Source organism: Vibrio tubiashii (assembly GCF_028551255.1).
GTDB lineage: Bacteria > Pseudomonadota > Gammaproteobacteria > Enterobacterales > Vibrionaceae > Vibrio > Vibrio tubiashii_B.
Genome location: NZ_CP117029.1, coordinates 1,333,450 through 1,357,700, shown reverse-complemented (window position 1 = coordinate 1,357,700; position 24,251 = coordinate 1,333,450). Strand labels below are relative to the sequence as shown.

25 protein-coding genes are annotated in these 24,251 nt (G+C 44.3%); 9 read left to right on the top strand and 16 right to left on the bottom strand.

Annotated elements, in window-relative coordinates:
- Positions 1-93: 93 nt before the first annotated feature.
- The 6 genes from LYZ37_RS06155 to LYZ37_RS06130 form a co-directional block, all read right to left on the bottom strand.
- Positions 94-447 carry a tRNA-binding protein gene (locus LYZ37_RS06155; RefSeq protein WP_171324193.1) on the bottom strand — a complete coding sequence of 118 codons (354 nt, stop codon included), beginning with the start codon at positions 445-447 and terminating at the stop codon, positions 94-96.
- 45 nt (positions 448-492) lie between these two features.
- Positions 493-909, bottom strand: coding sequence for a VOC family protein (locus LYZ37_RS06150; protein WP_272786914.1), 417 nt, complete (start codon positions 907-909; stop codon positions 493-495).
- A gap of 33 nt (positions 910-942) precedes the next feature.
- Positions 943-1,629 carry a DUF4336 domain-containing protein gene (locus tag LYZ37_RS06145; protein ID WP_272786913.1) on the bottom strand — a complete coding sequence of 229 codons (687 nt, stop codon included), beginning with the start codon at positions 1,627-1,629 and terminating at the stop codon, positions 943-945.
- A 20-nt stretch (positions 1,630-1,649) separates the two neighbouring features.
- On the bottom strand, positions 1,650-2,270 hold the full coding sequence (locus LYZ37_RS06140; protein WP_272786912.1) for an HAD family hydrolase: 621 nt from the start codon (positions 2,268-2,270) through the stop codon (positions 1,650-1,652).
- Positions 2,271-2,437: 167 nt separating this feature from the next.
- Entirely contained in the window at positions 2,438-3,085 is a 648-nt protein-coding gene (locus LYZ37_RS06135) for an isochorismatase family protein (RefSeq protein ID WP_272786911.1), read from the bottom strand.
- Between the two features lie 18 nt (positions 3,086-3,103).
- The gene (locus tag LYZ37_RS06130) at positions 3,104-3,817 is read right to left on the bottom strand and encodes an NUDIX hydrolase (protein WP_272786910.1); all 714 of its coding nucleotides are present in this window, start codon (positions 3,815-3,817) and stop codon (positions 3,104-3,106) included.
- 258 nt (positions 3,818-4,075) lie between these two features.
- Between LYZ37_RS06130 and pncB the strand changes: the two genes are divergently transcribed.
- Positions 4,076-5,317: a nicotinate phosphoribosyltransferase gene (gene pncB, locus LYZ37_RS06125; RefSeq protein ID WP_272786909.1), complete on the top strand. Its 1,242-nt coding sequence runs from the start codon at positions 4,076-4,078 to the stop codon at positions 5,315-5,317.
- Between the two features lie 55 nt (positions 5,318-5,372).
- Here pncB and LYZ37_RS06120 read toward each other — a convergent pair whose 3' ends face one another.
- On the bottom strand, positions 5,373-6,845 hold the full coding sequence (locus LYZ37_RS06120; protein ID WP_272786908.1) for a C69 family dipeptidase: 1,473 nt from the start codon (positions 6,843-6,845) through the stop codon (positions 5,373-5,375).
- Between the two features lie 210 nt (positions 6,846-7,055).
- Complete coding sequence (locus LYZ37_RS06115; RefSeq protein ID WP_272786907.1) at positions 7,056-8,009, bottom strand: LysR family transcriptional regulator; 954 nt, start codon at positions 8,007-8,009, stop codon at positions 7,056-7,058.
- 104 nt (positions 8,010-8,113) lie between these two features.
- Here LYZ37_RS06115 and LYZ37_RS06110 point away from each other — a divergent pair, with 104 nt between their 5' ends.
- Both LYZ37_RS06110 and LYZ37_RS06105 read left to right on the top strand, forming a co-directional pair.
- A complete protein-coding gene (locus LYZ37_RS06110; protein WP_272786906.1) occupies positions 8,114-9,454 on the top strand; it encodes an MATE family efflux transporter in 1,341 nt (446 codons plus the stop codon).
- Between the two features lie 48 nt (positions 9,455-9,502).
- Entirely contained in the window at positions 9,503-9,952 is a 450-nt protein-coding gene (locus LYZ37_RS06105) for a hypothetical protein (protein ID WP_272786905.1), read from the top strand.
- Positions 9,953-10,020: 68 nt separating this feature from the next.
- Here the strand turns inward: LYZ37_RS06105 and LYZ37_RS06100 are convergent, their stop codons facing one another.
- Together LYZ37_RS06100 and LYZ37_RS06095 are read right to left on the bottom strand one after the other, a co-directional pair.
- Positions 10,021-11,145 (bottom strand): hypothetical protein, encoded by a 1,125-nt coding sequence (locus LYZ37_RS06100; protein ID WP_272786904.1) that lies wholly within the window; start codon positions 11,143-11,145, stop codon positions 10,021-10,023.
- A gap of 156 nt (positions 11,146-11,301) precedes the next feature.
- Positions 11,302-12,300, bottom strand: coding sequence for a LacI family DNA-binding transcriptional regulator (locus LYZ37_RS06095; protein ID WP_272786903.1), 999 nt, complete (start codon positions 12,298-12,300; stop codon positions 11,302-11,304).
- A 241-nt stretch (positions 12,301-12,541) separates the two neighbouring features.
- On the opposite strand from LYZ37_RS06095, the gene LYZ37_RS06090 reads away from it, so the two are divergent.
- Complete coding sequence (locus tag LYZ37_RS06090) at positions 12,542-13,459, top strand: aminoimidazole riboside kinase (RefSeq protein WP_272786902.1); 918 nt, start codon at positions 12,542-12,544, stop codon at positions 13,457-13,459.
- A 79-nt stretch (positions 13,460-13,538) separates the two neighbouring features.
- Here LYZ37_RS06090 and LYZ37_RS06085 read toward each other — a convergent pair whose 3' ends face one another.
- Together LYZ37_RS06085 and LYZ37_RS06080 are read right to left on the bottom strand one after the other, a co-directional pair.
- Positions 13,539-15,170 (bottom strand): glycoside hydrolase family 32 protein, encoded by a 1,632-nt coding sequence (locus LYZ37_RS06085; protein ID WP_272786901.1) that lies wholly within the window; start codon positions 15,168-15,170, stop codon positions 13,539-13,541.
- 154 nt (positions 15,171-15,324) lie between these two features.
- Positions 15,325-16,311 (bottom strand): LacI family DNA-binding transcriptional regulator, encoded by a 987-nt coding sequence (locus LYZ37_RS06080; RefSeq protein WP_272786900.1) that lies wholly within the window; start codon positions 16,309-16,311, stop codon positions 15,325-15,327.
- 244 nt (positions 16,312-16,555) lie between these two features.
- Between LYZ37_RS06080 and LYZ37_RS06075 the strand changes: the two genes are divergently transcribed.
- Complete coding sequence (locus LYZ37_RS06075; protein ID WP_171382010.1) at positions 16,556-17,995, top strand: sucrose-specific PTS transporter subunit IIBC; 1,440 nt, start codon at positions 16,556-16,558, stop codon at positions 17,993-17,995.
- Between the two features lie 107 nt (positions 17,996-18,102).
- On the opposite strand, the gene LYZ37_RS06070 is transcribed toward LYZ37_RS06075, so the two are convergent.
- The 3 genes from LYZ37_RS06070 to LYZ37_RS06060 are packed head-to-tail and all read right to left on the bottom strand — an operon-like array spanning position 18,103 to position 19,658.
- Positions 18,103-18,327 (bottom strand): hypothetical protein, encoded by a 225-nt coding sequence (locus LYZ37_RS06070; RefSeq protein ID WP_272786899.1) that lies wholly within the window; start codon positions 18,325-18,327, stop codon positions 18,103-18,105.
- A gap of 2 nt (positions 18,328-18,329) precedes the next feature.
- Positions 18,330-18,950 (bottom strand): isochorismatase family protein, encoded by a 621-nt coding sequence (locus LYZ37_RS06065; protein ID WP_272786898.1) that lies wholly within the window; start codon positions 18,948-18,950, stop codon positions 18,330-18,332.
- 27 nt (positions 18,951-18,977) lie between these two features.
- Positions 18,978-19,658 carry a pirin family protein gene (locus tag LYZ37_RS06060; protein ID WP_272786897.1) on the bottom strand — a complete coding sequence of 227 codons (681 nt, stop codon included), beginning with the start codon at positions 19,656-19,658 and terminating at the stop codon, positions 18,978-18,980.
- 114 nt (positions 19,659-19,772) lie between these two features.
- Here LYZ37_RS06060 and LYZ37_RS06055 point away from each other — a divergent pair, with 114 nt between their 5' ends.
- From LYZ37_RS06055 to LYZ37_RS06040, 4 genes are all read left to right on the top strand, one after another.
- Positions 19,773-20,654, top strand: coding sequence for a LysR family transcriptional regulator (locus LYZ37_RS06055; protein ID WP_272786896.1), 882 nt, complete (start codon positions 19,773-19,775; stop codon positions 20,652-20,654).
- A 20-nt stretch (positions 20,655-20,674) separates the two neighbouring features.
- Entirely contained in the window at positions 20,675-21,403 is a 729-nt protein-coding gene (locus LYZ37_RS06050; RefSeq protein ID WP_272786895.1) for a metallophosphoesterase family protein, read from the top strand.
- Positions 21,404-21,576: 173 nt separating this feature from the next.
- On the top strand, positions 21,577-22,503 hold the full coding sequence (locus LYZ37_RS06045) for an SMP-30/gluconolactonase/LRE family protein (protein WP_272786894.1): 927 nt from the start codon (positions 21,577-21,579) through the stop codon (positions 22,501-22,503).
- 94 nt (positions 22,504-22,597) lie between these two features.
- On the top strand, positions 22,598-23,377 hold the full coding sequence (locus LYZ37_RS06040; RefSeq protein WP_239826029.1) for an IclR family transcriptional regulator: 780 nt from the start codon (positions 22,598-22,600) through the stop codon (positions 23,375-23,377).
- Here LYZ37_RS06040 and LYZ37_RS06035 read toward each other — a convergent pair.
- Positions 23,374-24,153 carry an IclR family transcriptional regulator gene (locus LYZ37_RS06035; protein ID WP_272786893.1) on the bottom strand — a complete coding sequence of 260 codons (780 nt, stop codon included), beginning with the start codon at positions 24,151-24,153 and terminating at the stop codon, positions 23,374-23,376. The two genes, LYZ37_RS06040 and LYZ37_RS06035, sit on opposite strands and share 4 nt — an antisense overlap.
- Between the last annotated feature and the right edge of the window lie 98 nt (positions 24,154-24,251).

The window sequence follows — 24,251 nt, the reverse complement described above, 5'->3', positions numbered from 1 at the left end:
GTTGGTAATTCATAGGTGGGCAACTTGCGTAGGGTAAATCAAATAGAGTCAAGAGGCAGTCGTACTACCTCTTAGTTGAGAATGTTATGCCGATTACCCGGCTCTTGCTCCGTTTGGCATTTGGGCTTCAGGGCAAGCCAAACATGGTTGAAGTTTATCTTCATAACCAATGTCAAACAGCATACCTTGAGAGACTTCACCCGCCATTTTCCTCTCAGGTAAGTTGACCACAAACAAAGCCTGCTTCCCTTCAATTTCTTTCGGGTTTTCACGTTCTTGCTTAATGCCAGCCAGAATAGATCTTGTATGATCACCAAAATCGACGGTGAGTTTCATCAGTTTGTCAGACTTTGCAACTTCACTGACTTCAACAATCGTCCCTACTCGGATATCAACTTTAGCAAAGTCTTCGAATGCGATCGTTTCTTTAATAGGTGCATGATTCATAAACGTTTCCTTAGACTACTTATCAACGCGTCAACACTAATTACTTTATCTATTTGCCATAGGGTGATCTGGACTCAATTGCAGCAAATCCCAAAGATTGCCGTACAAATCTTCAAACACAGCAACGGTGCCATAGTCTTGCTCTTTGGGTTCTCGAACAAAGTGAATTCCCATCGATTTCATTCGCTCATAATCACGCCAGAAGTCATCGGTACTTAAAAACAGGAACACGCGCCCACCAGATTGATTACCAATAAAATCATGCTGCTCAGGTTTCGATGCTTTAGCGAGCAGTATAGTCGCACCATGTGAATTCGGTGGAGCGACAACAACCCAACGTTTGTCTTGCTCTGGCTGGTAAGTGTCTTCAATCAGTTCAAACTGCAGTTTGTTAACATAGAAGTCTATGGCCTCGTCGTAGTCTTTGACGACTAAGGCGATGTGAACGATGTTTTGCTTCATTTTCAACCTAATGAATTGTCTTATTCTGGGCCGTTATATTAACCATTTGAATGATTTAGTTAAGAATTCTCGTGCATTTTCTCTGACTATTTCGCCGTGAGACATCACGAGAACACTTGGATTCCAACTCAACAAACATTCAAGGTGTTTACGAGCTTCTGTTTTGCCAAACATAAAGCTGAGTCGCCAATCGGCTGGCATTTTGCCATTGGGAGCCAGTATACCTACTCGCTTCGCGACCACTCTTTGCCAATAGTTAAACTCTCGACCGGAAAAGTTCTCGACCAAATCTGTAACGATCAATGTGTGTGATTGTTTATGAAAGAAAACACATTCTTCCATCAACGGAGAACCAGTGAAAAGTACCTGTTCGATATCTGATTGCCACTCCCAAATACAATCTCTGTTTAATGAGGCGTTAAAGTAGATATCTCGGCGTTTTTTAATCACTTCATCAGTGCCAAATACCTGAGCTTCAGGAAACGCACTAATCCAATCAGGGAGAAAAAGATGATGCAGATGATTTGGGGCGATTAGAAATTTTACCGTGCCTAAACTTTCCAATTGGCTCTGGACTTGCTCGGTCAGCTCGATAGGACTGTGAACCCAAAGCTCGCCACCAGCGAGCTTAACGACTGTCATTCGAGTTGAAAAAGGAAGTCCGAAGAACGAAACCGTACTGCCATCAAAAATCCATATGTCGTTAGCTAGCTTTTCCATGCCTCGCCCCTCGTACTTATCTACCAGAGCCTTAAACCTAGTGCTTTCAATTCGCCTTCTGCCTGCTCAGCCGACAAGAACTGAATCGCGTGCATCCCAACGCTTTTAGCGCCTTCGACGTTATGCGGCATATCGTCTAGAAACACACATTGCTCGGCGATGAGTTGATTGCTATTGAGCAAAGAGTGGTAGATCTCAGGTTGGGGCTTTAGCAAACCTAAGTCAGCAGATACGGTTGCAGCATCAAATAGCGGCCAAAAATCGTATTCTTCTTTTAGGAAATCGACAATTTCTACGACATTGTCCGTCAAGGCATAAACACCATAGCCAGCGGCTTTAACCTTCTTAATTAATTCGACAGACCCGTAAAGCTCGATCAGAGACTGCTTAACGTAGTAGAACAAACGATCACAATCTTGAGGTGTAAAATCTAACTCAAGCTGGTATCGATGTTTGGCTTCAATTTCGGTGAGAAAACCTCGATTGAGATCAAGCCAAATATCACTCATAAAGACTTTCTTGGCCAGCTCTTCAGGTTGCTCTACATTGCCAAATGTCAGCCTCACAATCTCCAGTGGCGCCCAACGTACAATCACATTACCGACATCGAAAACAACATTCTTAATTACTGTGTTCTGCATAAGCCCAACCGACCTTTATGTGTATAGTGAAGTAAATTTCATGAATGAGGTTAACTCAGTTTTTCTCGTAACAAATGGCGAAAACTCACAAAACCTGCCATACAAATACTCAGTTGATACTTATCGCATGTTTGCGATCAAAAACGGAGCGATACTCGCTCCGTTGTTTATTCCAATCCTTTAGCGTCTTCTATTAAGATTACGCCTTTCTCGGCCAACTCATTGGCAACATTGTCCGCATTGTCGGGAAACACGGCTCTGGTTGAGGCAAGATTGAGTATTACCTTAAAACCCGCCTCTACAAGCTGCTCAACCGACTTTTTCACACAAAAATCTAAAGCGAGCCCTCCAACAATAACGGTTTCGATCTGATTAGCTCGTAAGAATTCGATCCCACCTGTAGAAAGGGTATCAGCTTGATCGTGATAAAACGCCCCATACGGGTGGGCGTCAGGGTCAATACCCTTGTTGATTTGGAAATCATAGTCTCGAATTTCAGGTAAACCCGGTAGCAATTCCACACCCGATGTGCCCACTACACAGTGAGGATTCCACTTAATGTCCACCTCAGGAAGGCCAACAGGTTCAAGCATATTTTCAGGCGTTTCAGCCTCCCAAGCTGCGCCAGGTGGATGCATGTCGCGAGAAACCAAACGCACTGAAGCTTTACTGTGATTGTGCTTGAGTTCTTCAACGATCTCTAACGCGCCCTGTACAGGCAGCTCTTCAGGGCATAACTCGCTAAAGCCTTTCTGCGGGTCAACATCGATCGAGGCCGTTTTGGTTTTATCAATCTTAATCGTCTGAAATTGCATTACTCTCTCCTTGCGTCATCATCGCAGGCAGGTTTGGAAATAGGTTACACACTTTTCACCAAGGCTATACACTTGGGCTGGCTTACCACCTTTACCACGGTTTGTTGAAGCCATTTTATTCGCACTGACAATGACTCCGGTATCAATCAATCGGCGTTTCACCGTCATGCGATTCACCTCTACACCAAATTTTGCGTATGCGGCAATGATGTCTGAAACAAGAAATTCTTTGTCTAAAGCAAACAGCGCGACTGAGGTGTACTCAACCGCCGCTCGTAGCTTTTTCCACGCGAGCTTAATCAAATCGGCATGGTCAAAAGCTAGTTCAATCTCATCATCCAGAATACTATTCAGTGGAAACCATCTCAGTTGTTCTTGGCACAAGCCACAGTTTTCAATTTGCTCTACATTCGCTTGGTTGAGCAACGCATAATGAGCAATGGTGACACTCCAACCTTCGGGGTCACGCTTAGGATTACCATCAACCATCGGTTGGCTGATGTAATTGGGGTAAGTATGTATTTTTTGGCGACAAATACGCTTTCGAGCAGCATCAAAATCTTGGTCAGCTTGCTGCCCTCCCTGATTAGATAAATCCTGCTCAAAGACAAACCCACCAGGTATTGACCATAAGCCATGTTCCGGTCTGTCTGGGTTGTTTCTTTTGATCAGTAAGGTCTCTAACCCTTCATCACCTAACCTAAGGCATATCATGTCAATGGTGACAATCATCGTACGACCCCTAACTCCTTAATTGTTAGATACATTACCACCACAACGTATAAGGTCAACAGGAAAGTAACAATACGTGACTTACCTTACCATACTCATTTCACCTCTTACTTCTCTAAACATATAGATATTCAACAAAAGTAGAATAGACAGATTTTAATCAAGTCGACTATAGTTAATAACATAATTTGACAAACCTTGGGCGCTTATTTAAAGTTCAGTGCAACAATAAAGCCCTAAGAAACATAGGATGGCTGAATGACCGCCAAGCTTTTTAACGACAACATCATCCAAAGCGCACTTGATCTCGATGTCTATAAGATCAATATGATGCATGCTGCTCGAAAGTTTTATCCAGATACCCAGGTTCGCTATGAACTTATTGTTCGCTCAAACGAAGATTTATCTGATTTAAAAAGCGACGTTAAAAACGAGATTAGCAAACTAGCAAAAGTTACATTCAGCCAAGAAGAAATCGCTTATCTTGAGGCGAAAGCCCCTTACCTTGATCCAGACTTTCTCGCTTACTTGGGTGAGTTCAAGTTCAAACCTGAGCAACAAGTCAGCGTAACTACACGTGATGGTCAACTTCGTGTTTCGATTTCAGGGCTTTGGCACGAAACCATTCTCTACGAAACACTCGTTATGAGTATTATCTCTGAAGTGCGTAATAGAACTCGATGGAGTGCCGTTCCTTATTCGCAATTTTCCAGTGTGCTGGAAGAAAAAATCACTTATCTTAAGTCTGAATTGAAACGCAGAAACATCACCAATTTCCAATTCTCGGAGATGGGAAGCCGACGCCGATTTAGCGCCCAAGTACAGCATGACTTAGTCAGCTACCTTCACCAACATGCAGCTGACCTGATGAGCGGTACAAGTAACTACCACTTAGCCAAACAATTTGATTTAACGCCAATCGGAACGGTGGCACACGAATGGTTTATGGCCCACCAGCAACTGGTGGAGCCTGCTCAGTCGCAACAGGTCGCCTTAGACAAGTGGCATCAAGCATTTAGCGGCAAGCTAGGCATTGCACTAACAGACACCATAGGTATTGATGCATTTTTGCAAGACTTTACCTATGAACGTGCAAGCGTCTATGCTGGCGTACGACACGATTCTGGAAGCCCATTTGATTGGGGTGACAAAATGATTGCTCATTACAAGTCACTGGGTATCGATCCTAAATCAAAAGTGCTGATCTTTACCGACGGACTGAACTTTGAACGCGCACTGGAAATTAGCGAGTACTTTGCAGAACGCGCTAATTTCAGTTTCGGTATTGGTACATTTCTGGCGAATGACATGGGCGATTGGTCGGATGAAAACAGCCGTTACCAACCGCTGTCGATGGTCGTTAAAATGACCGAGTGTAATGGTGCCGCCGTCGCGAAAATCAGCGATGAGCCGGAAAAAGCCATGTGTGAAGACCCGATTTTCCTTGCCGATTTAAGACAGAGCTTTGGCCTTGAGTCTGAGTACGACAAAGCAAGCTAAACGTCCAACTCAAGAAAACGGAGCATCGCGCTCCGTTTTTATGCATTATAAGAGCTTAAAGGCTCATGATTTTCTTAAACTCTTCTTCGGAGTACTTCTTCTCTGTACTCTTGGTTAAGTCTGTCATCATCTTATATCTAAGCTCCGTTGCCATACTTAACGTGCGTTTAAGCTGTCCATAAGAGTAATCTGCGGCCATATTTAAGGCGGCCTGCTTGTCAGCTTTGTACATGCCTGTTAGCGTTTTATCTAAATGCTTCACTTGCTTGTAGAGTTGGGTTTCTTCTTCATCCCACGTCGCTTTTAAGATCGGCAAGTATTTATCTGGATTAGCAGAAGCCAATGCCGTTAAGCTGCGGAACTGCCAATAAGCAGAATCATCACTATAGGTGTCATCACCAACTTGGAAAGCCTTAGGATATTGTTGCAATGTGGAGTACAGCGGCACTAACACTGACTCTGGCAACACGCCAAAGCTTTGCCAAATCACGCCTTGAAGTTCATCTGGCATGTTAGGACGTAATTGAATAACGTGCGATTCTAGCTGACGCTCTACACGAATTGGTCGCTTCGCTTTGCCTTCTAGAGCAGTTCCGTCATAAGTCGCACTCAAGACTTCCGCGACATCTTTCACCGATATCTTCTCGTCTGGCTTCATAAACAGCGGATACTGTGCAAGTCGACTTTGTTGGTACTTAGATGGAGTCAACATTTTCTGCCCCAACCATTCGCGGTCAATATTGTACTCATCCCCTATCACACCGAAGGCTTTGGCAAAGTTAAATGACTTTTTGTCTGCTTTGTCGAGAAGCTTATGTTGCTCCACAAACTCAAACATGCCTTTTGAATGCAAAACATCTTTGCTCGCGAGATTTACGCCATGTACGCGCAAACCATTGGCAATCATCGCATAGCTATCATCCGGCACTTTTACCGCTATCCAATGGTGACCAGAACCAATTTCAAATAACCAAGCTTCGTTGATGTCCGCAATGTAGAGGCTATTGCCCTCTCCCGCACCATAGTTTTCGATGTATTGACCCAGTAGCTCTACGGCTTGTTTGGCGTTTTCAGCTTGCGGAAGAATTAAGGTAGGAATAATCGCTTCAATTACACCATTGTCGACTAGAGGATCAACCTTAGCGACTTTGTCGTTTATTTCTGCACTGGTTGTCGCGGAGATGGCGACGTTATGCTCATTGATGCCGCGCTCTTCATAGAACTTACCATCACTGTCGACGGTTTTCGCATCCCAGTCTGGTATCGCTGAGTAGGCATAAAAGTGCTTCGGCATAGGCACAACCAAACCATTGCCAAGTGTCCAGTCGCCTTCTTGGTTGTCTTGTGCTGGTCGATACTCTAGGTATTTGTTCCAGTTATTGATACCAAAATCTTCGTTACGCGCTATCATTATACTGCCATCGCTAGACGCTCCTTTGCCGACGATAAGACCAGTACAAGCTATCGCATTACCACTTAACGCGACAGCTACAGCAGTTGCTAAAAAGGATACAGACCATGTTTTCATCTTAATTCTCCGCATATGAAACGAGATAGAACCTAAGTTCACGTCAGTTGTATTTGCAGGGTTTTTATTGTCATTCAATGAGAATGTTTTCGACTGAGTGTACTGACCATTCGATGAGAATTTTCTTCTTCTCGTCACATTAATGACAATTTTAATTAAGAATAATTATTTGAAAAATATGCAGTTTTTGCATAATTTCATTAGACATTTCTAGAGGTCAACTTTGACAGTACTCCAACTGAACTTTGTGCATAATTGTTTAAGTTCAGCTACTTCAGATTCGGTTTGGGACACCAACCAATCCAAAATCTCATTGGCAATAGGAGTATGGTTTTTCTGATAGCAATAGTATTGCCAATCACTATGCTGTAAAGCAATGGCTTCAGGACATTTAAGGAACTTTCGTTTGAGTTCAGGTAATACCAATAGCAAATCGGTTACGGTGACACCCTGCCCAGACAGACAGGCACTCAGTGCCAGATCTAAACTAAAAAATACCGTGTCACGACCGAGCTTTTTCCCTTTAAGATCCGCGTTAGCAATCCATAGTTTCCAGTCCTGATGATCTAGCGTGGCATGCAAATGAGGAAGCTTGAGCACATCTTCAATCTGAATATTCTTATCTGACAGTAATTCGGCATAAACTGGTGCCATGTACTCGGCGCGCAAGAAAGTCACACCTTGTTTACCCAGATATCTCTCTTTTTGCCGAGTGTTGATGATTAAGAGATCGCAATCTTCTGATTCGAGTACGGGATCTTCTTCGATAGATGGGATGATCACTATCTCATGCTCAGGGTATCTCTCATTGAGCATCGCGACATTGGGCATCAAAACGCGCGTGGCATAACTCAATGCACTTTTGATCACAATGCGCTTTTTAGCCGGAGCCTTCCATTGCGCGATTAATGACTCTAGGTTATGGAAATTTTGCCTCAGTACTTCATACAAGTCTTTCCCTTGAGCGGTCAATTCGATACTGCGATGTTTGCGATTTAACAGCGACGCATTCAACTCGTCTTCAAGTTGTTTGATCTGTCTACTAACAGCACTTTGCGTAACGTTTAGCTCATCTGCAGCTTTGGTAAAACTCATCAGGCGCGCCACTGCCTCAAACACTTTTAATCCATTGTGCGAATAAGGAAGGCTGGAATAAGGGCTCATATAACTCTCGCATGATCTGAACTCATGTCAGAGTGGCATAAATGTCATTTGAACGCCAGTCTGATAACCCTTACCTTTATGTGATAATGATCACGAGGCTCCCAATGAAAAAAATTCTCTCTCTCGCTATACCACTTATTATCTCGCAAATGATCTCTATGGCATTAGTGCTTACTGATGTTTGGATGATGTCGCGATTAAGTGTGTCTGCAATTGCAGCAGGAGGTTTAGGGGCTTCAATCTACTCATTCGTATTTATCGTGGCGAGCAGTACCGTGGGCTGCGTCGCGAACTTAATTGCCATCGCCTACGGGCAGAGAATTGCTCGTCCAGAGTTTGGCAACCAACAGATTCGACTAGCCGTTAAAGGGGCGGTACTGCTGTCAGTGATTCTAAGCCTAGTGCTCAGCATCAGCTTCATGTTTGTTCCTCAGTTACTTGCGATCGCGAATCAGCCGAGTGAACTCGTAGCACCTGCCATGCAATATGTCGATACATTGAAATGGGCAATGCTGCCTTCTTTACTCCTTCTCGTACTACGAGGGCTAACCAGTGCTTTCGGCAATGTGCGTTCGATTATGGTGATGTCATTACTGACCGTCGCGTTAAACGTCCCAATCAGCTACGTACTTGCATTCACTATGGACTTAGGGCTCGCTGGCTTAGGCGCAGGGACAGCACTTGCTGCATTCATCGTCATGATTGGCTACGCCGCATGGGTATTTAAACGCCCAGAGTATGCCTCTTTTGCTCCTTGGCTTAACAAAGATGAGTACTCCCTATCTTTGCTGACTCCGTTACTGGCAATGGGCTTACCGATCGCTTTGGCTGCATTACTTGAACACGGCCTGATATACGGCGGCACACTCATGGCAGGCACCATCAGTATCGCAGCCTTAGCCTTACATCAGATCCTTCTGCAATGTTTGAGCTTTACGTGGAACATTAACTTTGGTTTCTCTCAGGCTGCCGCCATTCTTGTTGGACAAGACTTCGGCGCAGAAAACTACGATGGCATTAAGCGCACCGCCCTTCGTAGCTTTGGTATTACAACAGTGCTCAGTATCATTCTTGCGGGAGGCTTTATGCTTTGGCCAGAGCTTATCGCAGGTATGTTTAACCTTGATGGTGAACTCACGCACTTGCTAGCGATGGTACTTTGGGTTGTTGCGTTGTCATTCATCGTTGACGCATGGCAGCTGTTAGCTATAAACCTACTACGCGGAATGAAGATTGTTATGGGCCCAACCATCATGACGGCAATTGGCTACTGGGTGTTTGGTCTGCCAGCGGCGTGGCTGTTAATGCCGCACTTCGAGCTAGCGGGCATCTGGGGTGGAATTGGGATAGGTTTAGGTGTTACCGGTGTATTGCTATTGGTCCAACTGCTCATGGCAATCAAGAAACAGCGCAGTACAGATTATCTTGCTGTAGCAATGGGCTAAGCGTAGACTCTCACTACCATCACGCACTGTTAGGCGATACATCAAGTCATGACCGATCTGGACATCGAATTTGAACACATCTATTTGGAAGTGAAAGCAGAACGTTGGACGCAAATAGAGCGCTTTCTGTTTAGCTATTACTGTTATCGAGAAGGCTTCGTCACGAGCAAAAACAAGCCCGATTGGGAAACCGCTCGTGCGACGGCTCCGCGTTCAAGTAATGTTCAAGACATTCGAGACTCTGCATTGGAACCAGTCGTCCCACCGGCGGTGGTCATCGGCGAAATCAAGCGCTACTGGCGGGATGGAGAGCTCACACCAAACTCCCTAAGACGAATTCTTGATAGCTTACTTCACTATGCGACCATCTCGAAACAAGAACTCACACAACTTAAAAAAGCTGGCCTGCAAAACGCAATGCCAGCTTGTTGGTATCAGAGTAAAGAAAGAGAGTTGTTTGAGCGCTTTTGCGTGGCTCATATTAAGACAACAAAATAAGTGCGCTTAGAACATCTTCAGTAAAATAGGAAGAAGTGTATTCCACCACTTTACCTGTATCTAGAGAATTACAGTTGTTGTCTGAAGAAACCCGCGCCACCAATTGATTGGTGTTCTTCTGTTTCTATTACTTGACCTCCAATCGTATTCTGCTCTTCATAATTTCCACCATGATAGATCGCCATTTGAGTAGCGCCTGTCCCTGCAATAAAACCAATAAGAATTCCATGTTCACCTTGATAGGGTTTAAACTGCCTTAACTCATCATCATTACTCAAGTCTAGATTAAGATAGTTTGCACAACTACCTGAGTCGGAAAGAGTAGTTTCAAAAATCATCATCTGATTATCGCCCTGAGTGGAGAATCCACTTGGATTAGTCTGGCAGTACTTGTTTCCATTATCCAAAATTGAGGCGACAAGTTTAAGAGAGCCATTTCCATCTTCAGTAAATTCATAGTGATTGTAGGTTTTAGAGCTAGCATAGCTTTTAATATGCACCCAAGCGGTATTAGGTAATGTAGGTACTACATCTACCAATTTGTTAGTTTCAATAGGCTGAAATAAAACATCTGCCGTTGAAGAGTGTACGCGTGGTGCTACTAGCTTAAAACCATTACCTGTCGTTCTAAAAGTTATATCATTCATCGCTATGGCATCAATTTGAGCTTTCTGAGCGGATGGTAAAGATTGCTTCCAGTTGCCAAGCCACCAGGTTCCCGAACTATCTTTTGCATTTCTTTGTGAGCCCCAACCACTCTGGATCTCATATCTCAATACCAGCTCTTCAGGGAATTGAGTATTATTAGGGTTATACTCACCTAAAACGTTAATGAACTTCTGATTACCCATCTCATCTATACCGACAATATTCCCATACAATTCTTGTTCGGAAAGATTATGATAGCCAAAAGCGATGCCCATATATTCTGGAGAGCTATCTGAACGACGTTTCAAATCGGCTGAATCGCTATTACCGATTGTAGTAATATAGAGTCCACTCGGGTAAACAATTGTCGTTTCTTTGATTTTGTTTTCGTTGCCTTTGATGTTTGCATTGCCATCACTACCGGAACCACCACCACATCCGACTATCAAGGTCGTTAAAACTAAAGCGGCTATTAAAGACTTATTCATTGTACTACCTTCCAAGTTTCCAAAAATTTGAGCACTACTTTGCTGTGACTGAAACATGATCACAGCCCATAGGGAGAGCGTGCTGATTTATCTTTTTGGAAGGTATTAAGATATTTAATTTAATACAAAAAACGTTTAACACCAAAGTTAAATAAAATGTCTTTTTATATTTATACTTCTGTTTTAAAAGAGTTTTTAAACGCCTGTTATAATCTATCGTCGATAATGGATCTTAGCCGGAAACACTAACTGTTCGGGTTGTCGATTGGGCTCATTTAACAGAGCCTTTCCTGATTCAAATAAAGCTTGTGCAATCAAGTCACAGTCTTGTTCTATCGAATCAATTTTAATTGGCAGACAATCTAAAATATCGTAGTTATCAAACGTTGCGATACGAACATCAGACATCAGTAAATTCTTTTCAGTCAAATAACGTAGTACGCCCTCTAGCAGCGAATATGAGGCGGTAAATACAGCTTTTGGGACTCGGCCATTTTGCTCGACCACTTTGGACATCATGTCGTAACCAGAGCTAGGCTGATAGTCTTGGTGAATAACAAACTCTTCTCGAAATTTGATTCCGGCCTGCTGTAATCCCGCTTGGTAACCTGAGAAACGATCTCTACTTGGTGAAAGATCCAGTTGCCCACCGATATAAAAACACTCATCAAGGCCTTTCACTAAGTTCGCAACGACCTCTTGAGTCGCGCTAACAGCGTCCGTTTTAATGGTGGTAAAGAGGCTGTCTTCAAATACTCGGTCAAAAAGAATAACAGGCGTCGTCTGTTTCAGTTTCTGTAAGTCACTCTCACTAGTTTGAGACGTCGCAATCAATAACAGATCAACTTGCCTGTCGACCAAGCTTTGAATCGCCTGCTTTTCCATTTCTGGATCATCATCTGATGATGCGATTAACAGTTGGTAACCTTCACTACGACAAAGCACCTCCAGTCGTTTTGCGATGTTAGCAAAACCCATGTTGGCCAGATCAGGAATGACAAGCCCTGCAGTATAGGTCTGCTTAGACTTCAACGCCCGCGCATAAATGCTTGGCGAATAGTTGTTTGCCACAGCGATAGCTTCTACTTTCTTTACTGTTTCTTCATTTATGCGGTGTTTTTTAGCATGACCATTGAGCACAAAACTTACGGTCGATTTTGAAACACCTGCCAATTCAGCAATATCGGCTAGCTTAAGCTTTTTCGTTGTCATTCTTTTCCTGTTAATGCTCGTCGTCTAAGAGTGGCGTGCCCCAGTCTATTCTACTGGCATCAAGCAATATAGCTAACTGTTTGCACGTCTTATCGCTTTGTCGATCCTAGTGGCATCTAAAAGATCGGATTGGATCACAATTCACTCTCTTAGCATTCATTATAACTTGAATTAGATAGTAGCTAAACCGTTTTAGCATTATAATTAACGCATCGTTATTGAGAGATTAGAGGTGACAACTATGAACAGAGTTTGGGTGACAGGCGACGCCGTCGTTGACCTAATTCCGGATACCGAATCAACCTACTTAAAATGTCCAGGTGGCGCGCCAGCCAACGTAGCGGTTGCGATCGCTAGGCTCGGTGGAAAAAGCGCATTCTTTGGTCGTGTTGGTCAAGATCCCCTTGGTAGATTTATGCAGAACACACTTGCTGATGAACAAGTAGATACTGAGTTTATGCTGCTTGATGACGCACATCGCACTTCGACAGTGATTGTCGATCTAGATGACAGCGGTGAGCGCAGCTTTACCTTTATGGTCAAACCCAGTGCCGATCAGTTTTTAGCTGAAAGTGACATTCCTCAGTTTAAGGCAGGCGAATGGTTACACGTGTGCTCCATTGCATTGGCTAACGAACCGAGCCGCAGCAGCACTCTTAAAGCGATGCGCCAAATCAAAGCCGTTGGTGGATTTGTTAGCTTCGATCCAAACCTACGTGAAGAAGTGTGGACACAGCCAGACGAACTCAAACCCGTGGTCAAACAAGCGATTGCGCTCGCTGACGTAGTAAAATTTTCTGATGATGAACTGATGTTTCTGACCAACACCGCTTCGCTTGGAGATGGATTAAAAGCCATTGAAAGCGATAGCAACTCATTGGTTCTTGTCACTCAAGGTGCAAAAGGTGCGCTTGTCGTCTTCGAAGGTGAGCAACGATTGCTATCAGGTCAAACCGTGAAACCAGTCGATACGACAGGTGCGGGCGATGCATTCGTAGGTGGCTTGTTAGCCAAACTATCGCGACACAGTGACTGGGCGAACAGTTCAAATATCGAGGCTGCAGTTCAATGGGCGAACGGTTGTGGCGCTTTAGCTACGACTCAAAAGGGTGCAATGACCGCATTACCAACTCAACAAGCATTGTTAGAGTATATCTAGTGTAATGTGAGAACGAGCAGATAAACGAAGGCCCCGAGAATTGTACTCGGGGCTTTTTTTTCGTCAGAGACCAGCAATTTTAGTTTGAACTGAAAGGCGAATTGCTCGCATTTAAGCATCTGTATCTTGCATCAAGTGACGTGCCTTTAATTGATATCCCAGTTGCGTTTTCCGCTGTAAAGACTCGTGATGTCATCACCGCTTGCCCACCGTTAACAAACACTTCAATTGAAGAGTTGTCAGCCAAAATACGTAGATCAATTCTGTCCGATGTCAGTGGCAGTTCACGAATCGTATCCGGTGCTCGGTTAAGTGTTTTCGAGCGGTCCATAACTAGACGTTGGTTATCTGAATCTGCTTTAAGTACCAAAGCTTGCTCATCATTTTCAAATAGACGAAGCTCACTCCCCCACTCTAGAGAAACACTTAAATCAAATGACTTCGTTTCTAAATCATAGCGCTCTGCAGTCAGTTCAATAGATTGCTCAGCTTGCGCGAGCTGCTCAATCTCTTTGATTGGCCACTGATTCAGTTTCCCATCTTTTACTGTCAATTCACGCATCGCGGTTAGTTGGTGTACCCAACCGTTATCTGAAGAAGGCTGATCAACTTCATCGGGTAGTCCCATCCAACCACACATAACCCGCCTGCCATCGGCAGTTAACAAGGTTTGCGGGGCGTAAAAATCAAAGCCGTAGTCAAGATGTGTAAAGTCAGATAACTCGATACCGTTTTCGTGACTCAATTTCGCACGAGCAATGCCGTTGTGATGTGGGATGGTATTATGCTTAGAAAACGACTCAATACCCTGAGGCCCAATTACAGCATAGGTGTGCTCTTCAATCGTAAACAGATCTGGACACTCCCACATGTAACCAAAGTCACCCAACTCTTCTCCATACAGCCCTTTGAACTTCCATTCTTTTAGGTTATCTGAAGTGTAAATCGCTAAGCGCCCCTGCAGATCGGTGGTTTGTGCTCCAAGTAACATCACCCACTCTTCACCGTAACGCACAATTTTAGGATCTCTAATGTGCGGGGTGACACCTTCAGGAAGGCAACCGATCACTGGACCATGCTTGATAAAGTGATAACCGTCATCTGATGTCGCTAAACACTGGGTTGTATGGCGATCTCGTTGCTCACCAATTCGAGTGTTACCCGTATAGAACAGCATCAATTGGTTGTCATGGCTAAGTGCATGACCAGAGAACACCCCATGAGAGTCAAACCAATCTGAAGGCGTCAACGCGGTAGATTGCCACTGCCAGTTGACCAAATCAGCGCTTGAGAGATGTGCCCAGTACTTATCTTTATGCACACAAGCATGAGGATACCATTGATAAAAAAGATGATACTCGCCATTGTGGAAGACAAAACCATTTGGGTCGTTAAGCAGACCTTGAGGCGGAGAGATATGCCAATTCGGCCGATGCTGGCATGCAGTCGGTGCTAACCTTGGTGCGAGTGCTGCACGTTGGTTTTCTGCGATGTATCGACCTATTTTCAGCAAGGCTTCACTATCAAATGACTGAATACGTTTAAACACCACCTGAGACTCGCCCAGTATGTCCCTAACATCTACGATAAGATGGCTTTCGGCCACTAAAGAAACATCAGCAACCGCCAAAATCAGCTCATCATTATGAACTAAAACCCGAGTAACATTGTTTTTGCCACCACAAAGGGTGAGATAGTGTTCAACAGACATCAAAACTTACCTAAAAATTGGGAACGTTTGCAAAACTACATTATCAGATTAGAAAGTACAAGATATGTCGTGCTGTTTGGTCGCTATTGTCGTGATCAAGAGCACAAAAAAAGCCTGATTGCTCAGGCTTTTTAATAAGGTGAATCTGTTCTGGCTAGCAGGTTTCTCGGTCAATATTTTGGAACGTTAACACGAGTTTACTCATCACTTGAGGCTTTCCTTCGATTAGCTCTAGCAACATTTTTGCACCATTTTCCCCTGCTGTATCAAAAGCATAGTTAAAGGTAGATAAGCTTGGCCAGTTAATGTACCCCAGCTCATCATTACCAACACCAAGGACTTTGATTTGTTTACCTACTTCAATTCCCGCCTCTTGGAGCGCTTTTATAGCTCCGACAGCAATACGGTCCGTAGCACAAAACACACCATCAACATCTGGGTAACTGGCAAGAATTTGCTTCATGTTCACGTAGCCTGACTCAATGCTAAACTCTCCGTGGCAATGAAAGAGCAACTGTTGGTCATTCATCGCTAGCGCTTGCGTTAAGCCGTCTGAACGTAGTTTGTCGACGGCTAAATCAGAATCAGGAACACCTATAAAACCAATCTGCTTGCAACCCGCCGCGAGCAGTCGATTCCCGGCTTCAAAACCAACGCGGAGATCGTCATGGACAACGCTCGGGATATTAAACAATGAACCATCTTGTCCAACGAGCACAACAGGCGCTTTAGACTGACTGATTGCTTTAACTAATTCGTTGTCGATATGTGTAGCGTAAAGCACAATCCCTTCGACACGCTTCTGGTTAAATAACTGGATATATTCAATTTCTTTTTCATCAGACAACTGAGTACTCGCCAATAGGACATGTTTACCTGCTTGCTCAAACACTCGACTTAAACCATCAATCCCTTGCGCAGTCGCATGTGAAGAAACGCGAGGTACTATCACGCCAACTAAGTTTGTTTTCTGTGATTTCAGGTCTTTCGCCACCTGATTGACCACATAGCCAACCTCTTCTACCGCTTTCATCACTTTAAGCTTAGTGGCCTCTTTTACGCCGTATTCGTTGTTGATCACTCGGGATACGGTCGATTTAGAGACTCCAGCCAGTTCTGCGACGTCATGTAAGCTTGCCATTGAGGGCTCTCATAATAAGTAATTGGGATTGTTTGCAAAAAGTACCAGATTTCAAGGCAATTTCCACCTTGCCCAATCGGTTTAGCAAAATATTTTAGCAGATCTATCTCACATAAAACCCCAATATGTTTTGACTCATTTCCATTGATCGCAAAGAATCGATTTTGCAAACGTTCCCAAAAAGTATTCAACACCTTTTTGAACTATTAACTAGATAAGTAGAAGATAACAACCGGGGTTTGGAATGAACTATCCAATTATTGCAAAAGAGCTGCTGGAGCTTCTTGGAGGCAAAGATAACCTTCAAGCGCTCGCCCACTGTGCAACACGCCTGCGTTTAGCGTTAAAAGATGACTCAATCATTGATGAAGAAGCTATCGCTAACCTTGACGGGGTAAAAGGCCAATTTAAAGTTGCTGGTCAATATCAGATCATTTTTGGTTCTGGAATTGTTAACCAAGTCCATGCAGAAATGGCAAAACTTACTGGCATGAGTGAGATGTCAACCAATGACGTCGCAAGCGCCGGAGCAGAAAAACAAAACATTGTGCAACGCGCGGTAAAAGGCTTGTCTGATATCTTCGTTCCAATCATTCCAGCTATTGTTGCTGGTGGTCTGTTGATGGGTATCTTTAACTTACTCACAGCGAAAGGGCTGTTTATCGACGGACAATCCTTGATTGACGCAAATCCCGGACTCGCTGATCTTGCAAGTATGATTAACACCTTTGCTAACGCACCTTTTGTCTACTTGCCAGTACTTCTTGCTTTCTCTGCCAGCAAAAAATTCGGTGGCAACCCATTCTTGGGGGCTGCGTTAGGTATGTTGATGGTTCACCCAGATCTGCTTAACGGCTGGGGATTCGGTGGAGCCAGCGTTGCGGGGACTATCCCGACTTGGAACATCTTCGGTTTTGAAATCCAAAAAGTGGGTTACCAAGGTTCAGTTCTTCCCGTTCTTGTCTCTGCATACATTCTAGCCAAAGTAGAAAACGGCCTGCGTAAAGTTATCCCTTCAGTATTGGATAACCTGCTGACTCCTATGCTCGCCATTTTCATTACAGGTTTCTTAACGTTTACGCTTGTTGGTCCTATCACTCGCGATATCGGTTTTCTACTTGGTGACGGCCTAAACTGGTTATACGATTCTGCAGGCTTCATAGGTGGCGCGCTATTCGGCTTCATTTACGCACCATTTGTGATTACCGGTATGCACCACAGCTTTATTGCCATTGAAACGCAGTTACTCGCTGACATCGCAGTGACTGGCGGTACGTTTATTTTCCCAATTGCCGCTATGTCAAACATCGCACAAGGGGCTTCTGCGCTTGCGGTTGGTTTTACCACTAAAGACACCAAACTAAAAGGAATCGCTATGCCCTCTGGTGTAACGGCCTTACTTGGTATTACTGAACCAGCAATGTTTGGTGTAAATCTTAAACTTCGTTACCCATTCATCGCAGCCGTTATCGGTGCGGCTGCATCAAGTGCCTTTATCACTCTATTCAATGTTAAAGCGCAAGCTTTAGGGGCAGCTGGACTACCTGGTGTTATTTCGATTGTGCCAGATAAGCTAGGTTATTACGTGGCGGGTATGGCAATTTCATTCGCTGTTGCATTTGGCCTAACCTTGGTACTCGGCGCACGCGAGCGCATCAAAAACGCAAACGCTGCCACAGCTTAAAGTCGGTTCTTAAAGGACTAGAACCCCCGTAGTCAAAACACGTTTTGACTCCTGCCCCACTTTCGAGTGGGGCTTTTCTGATTGGCGTTTTTAAATCTGTTGTCTTTTTAGGATCTAACGGCGGAGTGTAGCTTTATTGCCAAAGGCAAAAACAAATAGGAAACCAAAGGGACAATAATGGCGACCGAGACAAAGGTCACCACTTCCTTATTGTCTGAAATGTTTTCCACCACAAACGGTGGTATGGCGTAAACCAGCGGCAATAAAATGATAAAGGTATACAACGCCACCCAATGCCGCGAGGGTGGCGCTGAAGTTTCAGCGCCTTTCATTACTATCCTCGCGCAAAGTAGCTATTCATTACATATCCATACTTAGTCGTATGCTCTGCCAATACCTGACCCAGAGCTTCACCATGCTCACTTCTCCAGTCGCTCATTAGCTCTGCCAAGACAGATGCCCAAGTCGTCACTTTGACCCCCGCTTGAGTTAGCCGTTGCACTGTCACCTCTTGTACCGTTTTATTCCACGTCCCCGACGCATCAATAACAGCGTATACATCGTAACCTTCCTCTACCGCTGATAAAGCAGGGAACAACAAGCAAACATCGGTGACGATTCCTGCCATAATGATTTTCTTACGCCCCGTTTTTTCTATCGCTTGCTTAAATGCCAAGCTATCCCAAGCATTAATCTGGCCTTCACGTTCAATAACATTCTCACCCAGAATGTTGGTAATCTCAGGCATGACTGGCCCATTAGGGCCTTCCGGTAAGCTCGCTGTCACGACACTTGGTAACCCGATCGCTTGCGCGGTTCTGGTTAAACCAACAATGTTGTTCTTTAGCACGGTAGGATGTTCATCCCCTAGCCCTACCATCAAACCAGTCTGGTGATCGATCATTGCTAGTACCGCATTATCTGCCGTTAGAAACTCTGAATATTTTGTTTTCATTGTGTATCCCTCACTTATTGCTCGTGGTTAGAATTGTTCTGTAAAAATAAGGATTAGTTGGCTTTCTTCACGTGCAGTAAAAGTCAGTTCCTCGGCGCGGACTAGCGTCCCTGCTTCAACTTCAACCCCATTTATCTCTGCGCGGCCTGTGCTCAAATAAGCCAAAACCTCTCCATGATGCTGTGTTTGATAACCTTCATCAGCTTGTACCATTTCGATAATGGTGTGGCTGTCAAACGTCTCCGACTGGGTGTTGCGACCGCCATATATTCTGGTTCGTTGATTCGCTTTTGGGGTATAGGATTTGTAACCCGCGGGTTCTCCTGCTACCTCAGGTAAGACCCAAAGTTGGATAAGCTGGTTTGGAACACCATCTGGATTGGCTTCATTGTGTGCAAAACCTTCCCCACCAGCACGCTGCACCTGAGCCTCGCCAGCAACAAGGCCTTTGCCATGCTCAAGTGAGCCTTTATGGCTAACACGCCCTTTCGCCATAACGCTTATCACATCAATTTCTCGATGTGGGTGCATACCTGTTTCGCCATACGGGACGAAGTTGGCATCTGCTAGGTAAACAAAATTGCCAATGCCGTTAGACGTTTTAGGGTGCTTGCGAGCGCCAAATACTCGGTAATCTGTGACTACCTGCTTTTCTTTCAGTCCAGCAAAGCCACCTTGAGGAAGTTGGTCAAGAGTTAGAATTTCCATCGCTTAATCCTTAATATTTTCTAAGTGATGGAAGTAGAATAGTTTGGTATGATATATTGATATATAAGCGCCCTGATACAATACTGTTCAATATTTGATAACAGTGACCAGGAAATGCTGAATTGTGATTTAAACGACTTGATGGTTTTTGCCACGGTCGTGGAAAGAGGTAGCTTTACAGCAGCTGCCGAAGCCTACAATACGCCCAAATCGAACATTAGTCGTAAGATTACTCGGCTTGAAAAGCATCTAGGAGTCAGACTATTAGAGCGCTCAACTCGTTCTCTTAACATGACTGAAGTGGGCCAACGCTACTATGAGTACTGCCGGAGAATTAAAGAGGAGCTTGATGCCGCAGATAGCGCCGTTGAGTCGATGTTGCAAAGGCCTCAAGGACGGTTACGAATTTGTACATCCTTAGGGGTGGGTCAATCACTACTCTCCGAACACTTGGCTGCCTTCTGCATGCAAAACCCAGATGTGGAGTTGGATCTAACACTAACAAACCGCCGCGTGGATCTGATTGAAGAAGGATTTGATCTCGCTTTTCGAGTCGGTGAGTTGGCCGATTCCACACTCGTTGCAAAGCGTCTTTGCTCCATTGAGTTAAGGCTTTATGCCGCCCCCAATCTTGAGTTCGAGCGACTGTCTCACCCAGGTGAACTATCGACACAACCATTGATGTTGATGAGCGCTAAAGAGCGAAGTGCTGATTGGCATCTTATTTCTAGTGATGCTGAACATCATTTATCATTTAAGCCAAGTGTTCGTTGTGATGATTTCTCTATGTTGAAACGTATGGCGGTTCAAGGACTCGGTATCACAGAGTTGCCCGATTATATGGCTAAAGAGTTTGAAGAAAATGGTAAGCTAATTAACGTCTTACCCGACTGGAAGTTCAAGCCTGTGACCCTTTATGCGCTATACCCTAGTCACAGAGGAGCAACACCTAAAGTTCGGGCATTACTCGATTATTTAAACAACGTATTACAATAAATTGGCTAGTTAAAAAAATAATGAAAACCGTCTATCAAATTAGTGATTGTCACCTGAGTGATGAATCAAGCTATGAGAACCTAAAACAAGCTCTGATTCATGCAGAGCAAGATACCTGCTGTGACACACTACTTCTCACCGGCGATATTTGCTGTAACCCAAAATCCGGAGACTACACTAAGCTCGTCGCCTTTGTTACTCAGCATGTCACCAATAAAACGATTTTTGCTATCGCAGGGAATCATGATGACTCTCAACTGATGAGGAAAGAACTTAAAGGCTCAGTCATTCAAGTTGTCGATAGAGCTAAGATTCATGGTCGAGATGTCTTATTCCTCGACTCAAGCTATAAGCCGATAGATGCTCAACATCCGCTTGGTTCGGGCCGCATAGATAACCGTGGCCTAGCTAAGCTTAGAAAGCAAGTTCGAAAGACAAGCAACCCTATTGTGGTTATTCACCACCCTGTGATCCCAGTTGGTGCGGATTGGATGCAAGCTATTCGCTTAGAAAATGACACGCAACTCATGGCACTTTTACGCAAGCATCAGATAAAAGACGTGATTTGCGGCCATGGCCACGATGGCATCGTTGAAACAAGGCAAGGTGTAACCCAATATATGGCGCCTGCCACGGCGTATGGATTCGATCACTCAATTAATGAATACAATCGCAGTGAGAAAATCGGGCTTAGTCGAATCACGTTAGGTTTAGAAACCATCGACTATCAAGCCATTTATCTCGGCTAATTCTGAGCTTTGCTTACTAGGTGCGTCGGAACAAATAAATGCTCCGATAATTGTCCTGATTGGCATTAAGCGAGGCATGATTTTTGGTCCATCTCACATTCTGAAGCATTAAACCTACACCACCAAAAATAGATCCTATATTGATACAATAAGTATCAATATAGGATCTATGAATGTATACCGTTGAAGAAGTAAAAACCGTGATTGGCGAGTCTCCAATCTGGAATTCAAACACACAATCCTTAGTCTGGGTAGAAGCTGCAGGCAAAGAGGTATTTGAATACAGCACCAATACTAAGAAGATTCACCACTATCACCTCCCCTTCGAGGTGACCGCCGTCGTACCGTGCGACAACAACCATTGGATATTTGCCAGTAAGCAGGGCCTGTTTTATAGCACTCCAAGCTTTGATCACTTTACGCCAATCGGGGATCCTTGCGCTAACGCCGCTCATCTCCACTTAAATGATGCTGTTGCTGGTCCAAACGGAGAGTTATGGTTTGGTTCAATGAACTGTCAGCAGTTAGAGTCTGCTGACGGCAAATTATTTAAACTCAGAGAGCAGCAAATTACCGCGCTCGACGACGGTTTTAGTGTCGCGAACGGCATCGCTTTTAACGCCGAATTAAAGCGGGCTTACTGCTCAAATATGTTCCAGAGAAAAGTCTATGAGTACCAACTCGATGAAAGCATGACGCGAATCTTGGACAAACGTATATTTGTCGAGTTTGGCGACAAACAAGGTTTCCCTGATGGTCTGAGTGTTGACCAAGCAGGCAACCTCTATGTTTGTCATTGGGATAATGGTGGTATCTCCTATTATCACCCATCTCGCTTTGAAATAGGCAAAGGCGAGAAATTAGGGCAAATTAGCTTACCCGTAAAACACGCGACGCGCTGTACTTTCGGTGGAGATGATTACGCGACCTTATTCGTTACCACAGCGAGCTATGAATTAACGACTTATGAGCAACAGCTTTACCCACTCTCAGGGCAATTATTTATCCTCGAATCTCCAACTAAAGGCACACCAGAACACAAGGTCAACGCTGAGTCTTTGATCCCAGCCGTAAAGGAGAGAACAGAGTTAACCAGTTGAAACTATTTGAAGAGTTTGGGATTATAAAAGCTGTTTCAACCCATTTCGTGGTCAATTGGCTAAATTTAGGGTGAGCTTTTAAAAGGAATCAAAGGTGTCGGATAAAACTAACTCAGTTGATCGATTGATCAGCATTATAGAAAAAATTGGCGAAGCGAAGAGCCCTCTTCCTGCGTCCGATATTATCTTTGACACCGGAATTCCAAAGCCTACCTGCCACCGTCTGCTACAACAATTGGAAGAGGCCAAATACATTCAACCCGACGAGCGTGGTCACTTTTATCCCGGTTCGCAAATGCTTTCCATCGCACTCGATGTAAAGTGGACCAATCAACATAAGCTACAAAGACAAGCGATTCTTCATGGCTTAGCGAATAAGCTCGAAGAAACCTGTGGTTTAGCGTTAGCCAATGATGATCCAGCTCCTCATATGGTGTATTACGATCGCATTCAAACTAACTGGCCACTGCAAATTGTTATTCCTGTCGGCTTCCCTACTCCACTATGGGCGTCAGCAAGTGGCAAACTCTATTTAAGCACACTAACACCGCCTCAATTGCGCCGTGTTCTTAGTAAAATAGAGCTTACTCAATGTGCCAAAAATACCATTACTGACAAGCAGTCATTGAAAAAAGAGCTCTCGCAGATCCAGCGCAGAGGCTATAGCGTCGATAATGAAGAATTTATTGACGGAATGGTTGCGATTTCACTGCCGCTCTACGATCACGATGGAAACTTTATGGCTGCACTTTTCTGTCACTGTCCAAAAAGTCGTAAGGATGTTGCCGATCTAGAGAGCTTTTTGCCAATTCTACGTTCAGCGCAGCGCAGCTTAGAAACCGTTTATCAAGATATGAAACAGCAGTTTGGCTAAGCGAGCTCTGACAAAGTAAATTCGTGAATCTCTTTCGCTGCTGCCTGCATTTCTGGCAAGTAGGTTTTCAGAACTTCGATAGGAGTACGAAAACTTGGTGCATGGCAAAATAGATAACCAAAAATAAAATCATCACTTCCGATTGGAACGGACACAGCCACCATACCATCAACAAACTCTTCGTTGTCTTCACCGAACCCTTGTTCACGTATCCGTTTCAACTCTTCAAGAAACAAACCTTCGTGCGTAATGGTTTTAGGTGTGTACTCGCTCAACCCCATATTCTGCACTACGTTTTCGAGAATCGATTGCTCTATGCTCGCAAGGTATAGTTTGCCTGATGCTGAGGCTGCAATAGGAACCGGACTACCTTCGGCTAAGTTAATCTGTAGCGGCCAATTACAATTAACACGTTCAAAATAGGTCATCTCAATCCCGTTGGGGACAGATATACCACACGTCTCGCCTATCTTATCCGCTAGACGCTGCAAAACTTCACCGCGCTGCTGCGAAAAACGTTGGCTTTTGAGAATATCGTGCGAAAGAGATTGAAGTGAAGGACCAGCAATCAGTCGACCGACAATGTTTTCCTGCAGGTGACCTAGAGAAACTAACTGATTGATAAGCTTGTTTGCGGAAGCAATCGGCATTGATAGTTGCTCTGCGACAGCCTCTCTATCTAACTGACCTCGACTACGAGCAACAACCGCGATGACTTGTAATACGCGATCAAGCGTCGAACCTTTTGTTGAACTGGCCGAATGAGATGCTGACATAAGCGATTGTTCTTCCTTGAGATAAGCCGTTAACTACCTAATAGCCTATTGCTTTTGTCTTTTGAGCGCAATATAGGAAACGGTTTGACGATACAAAA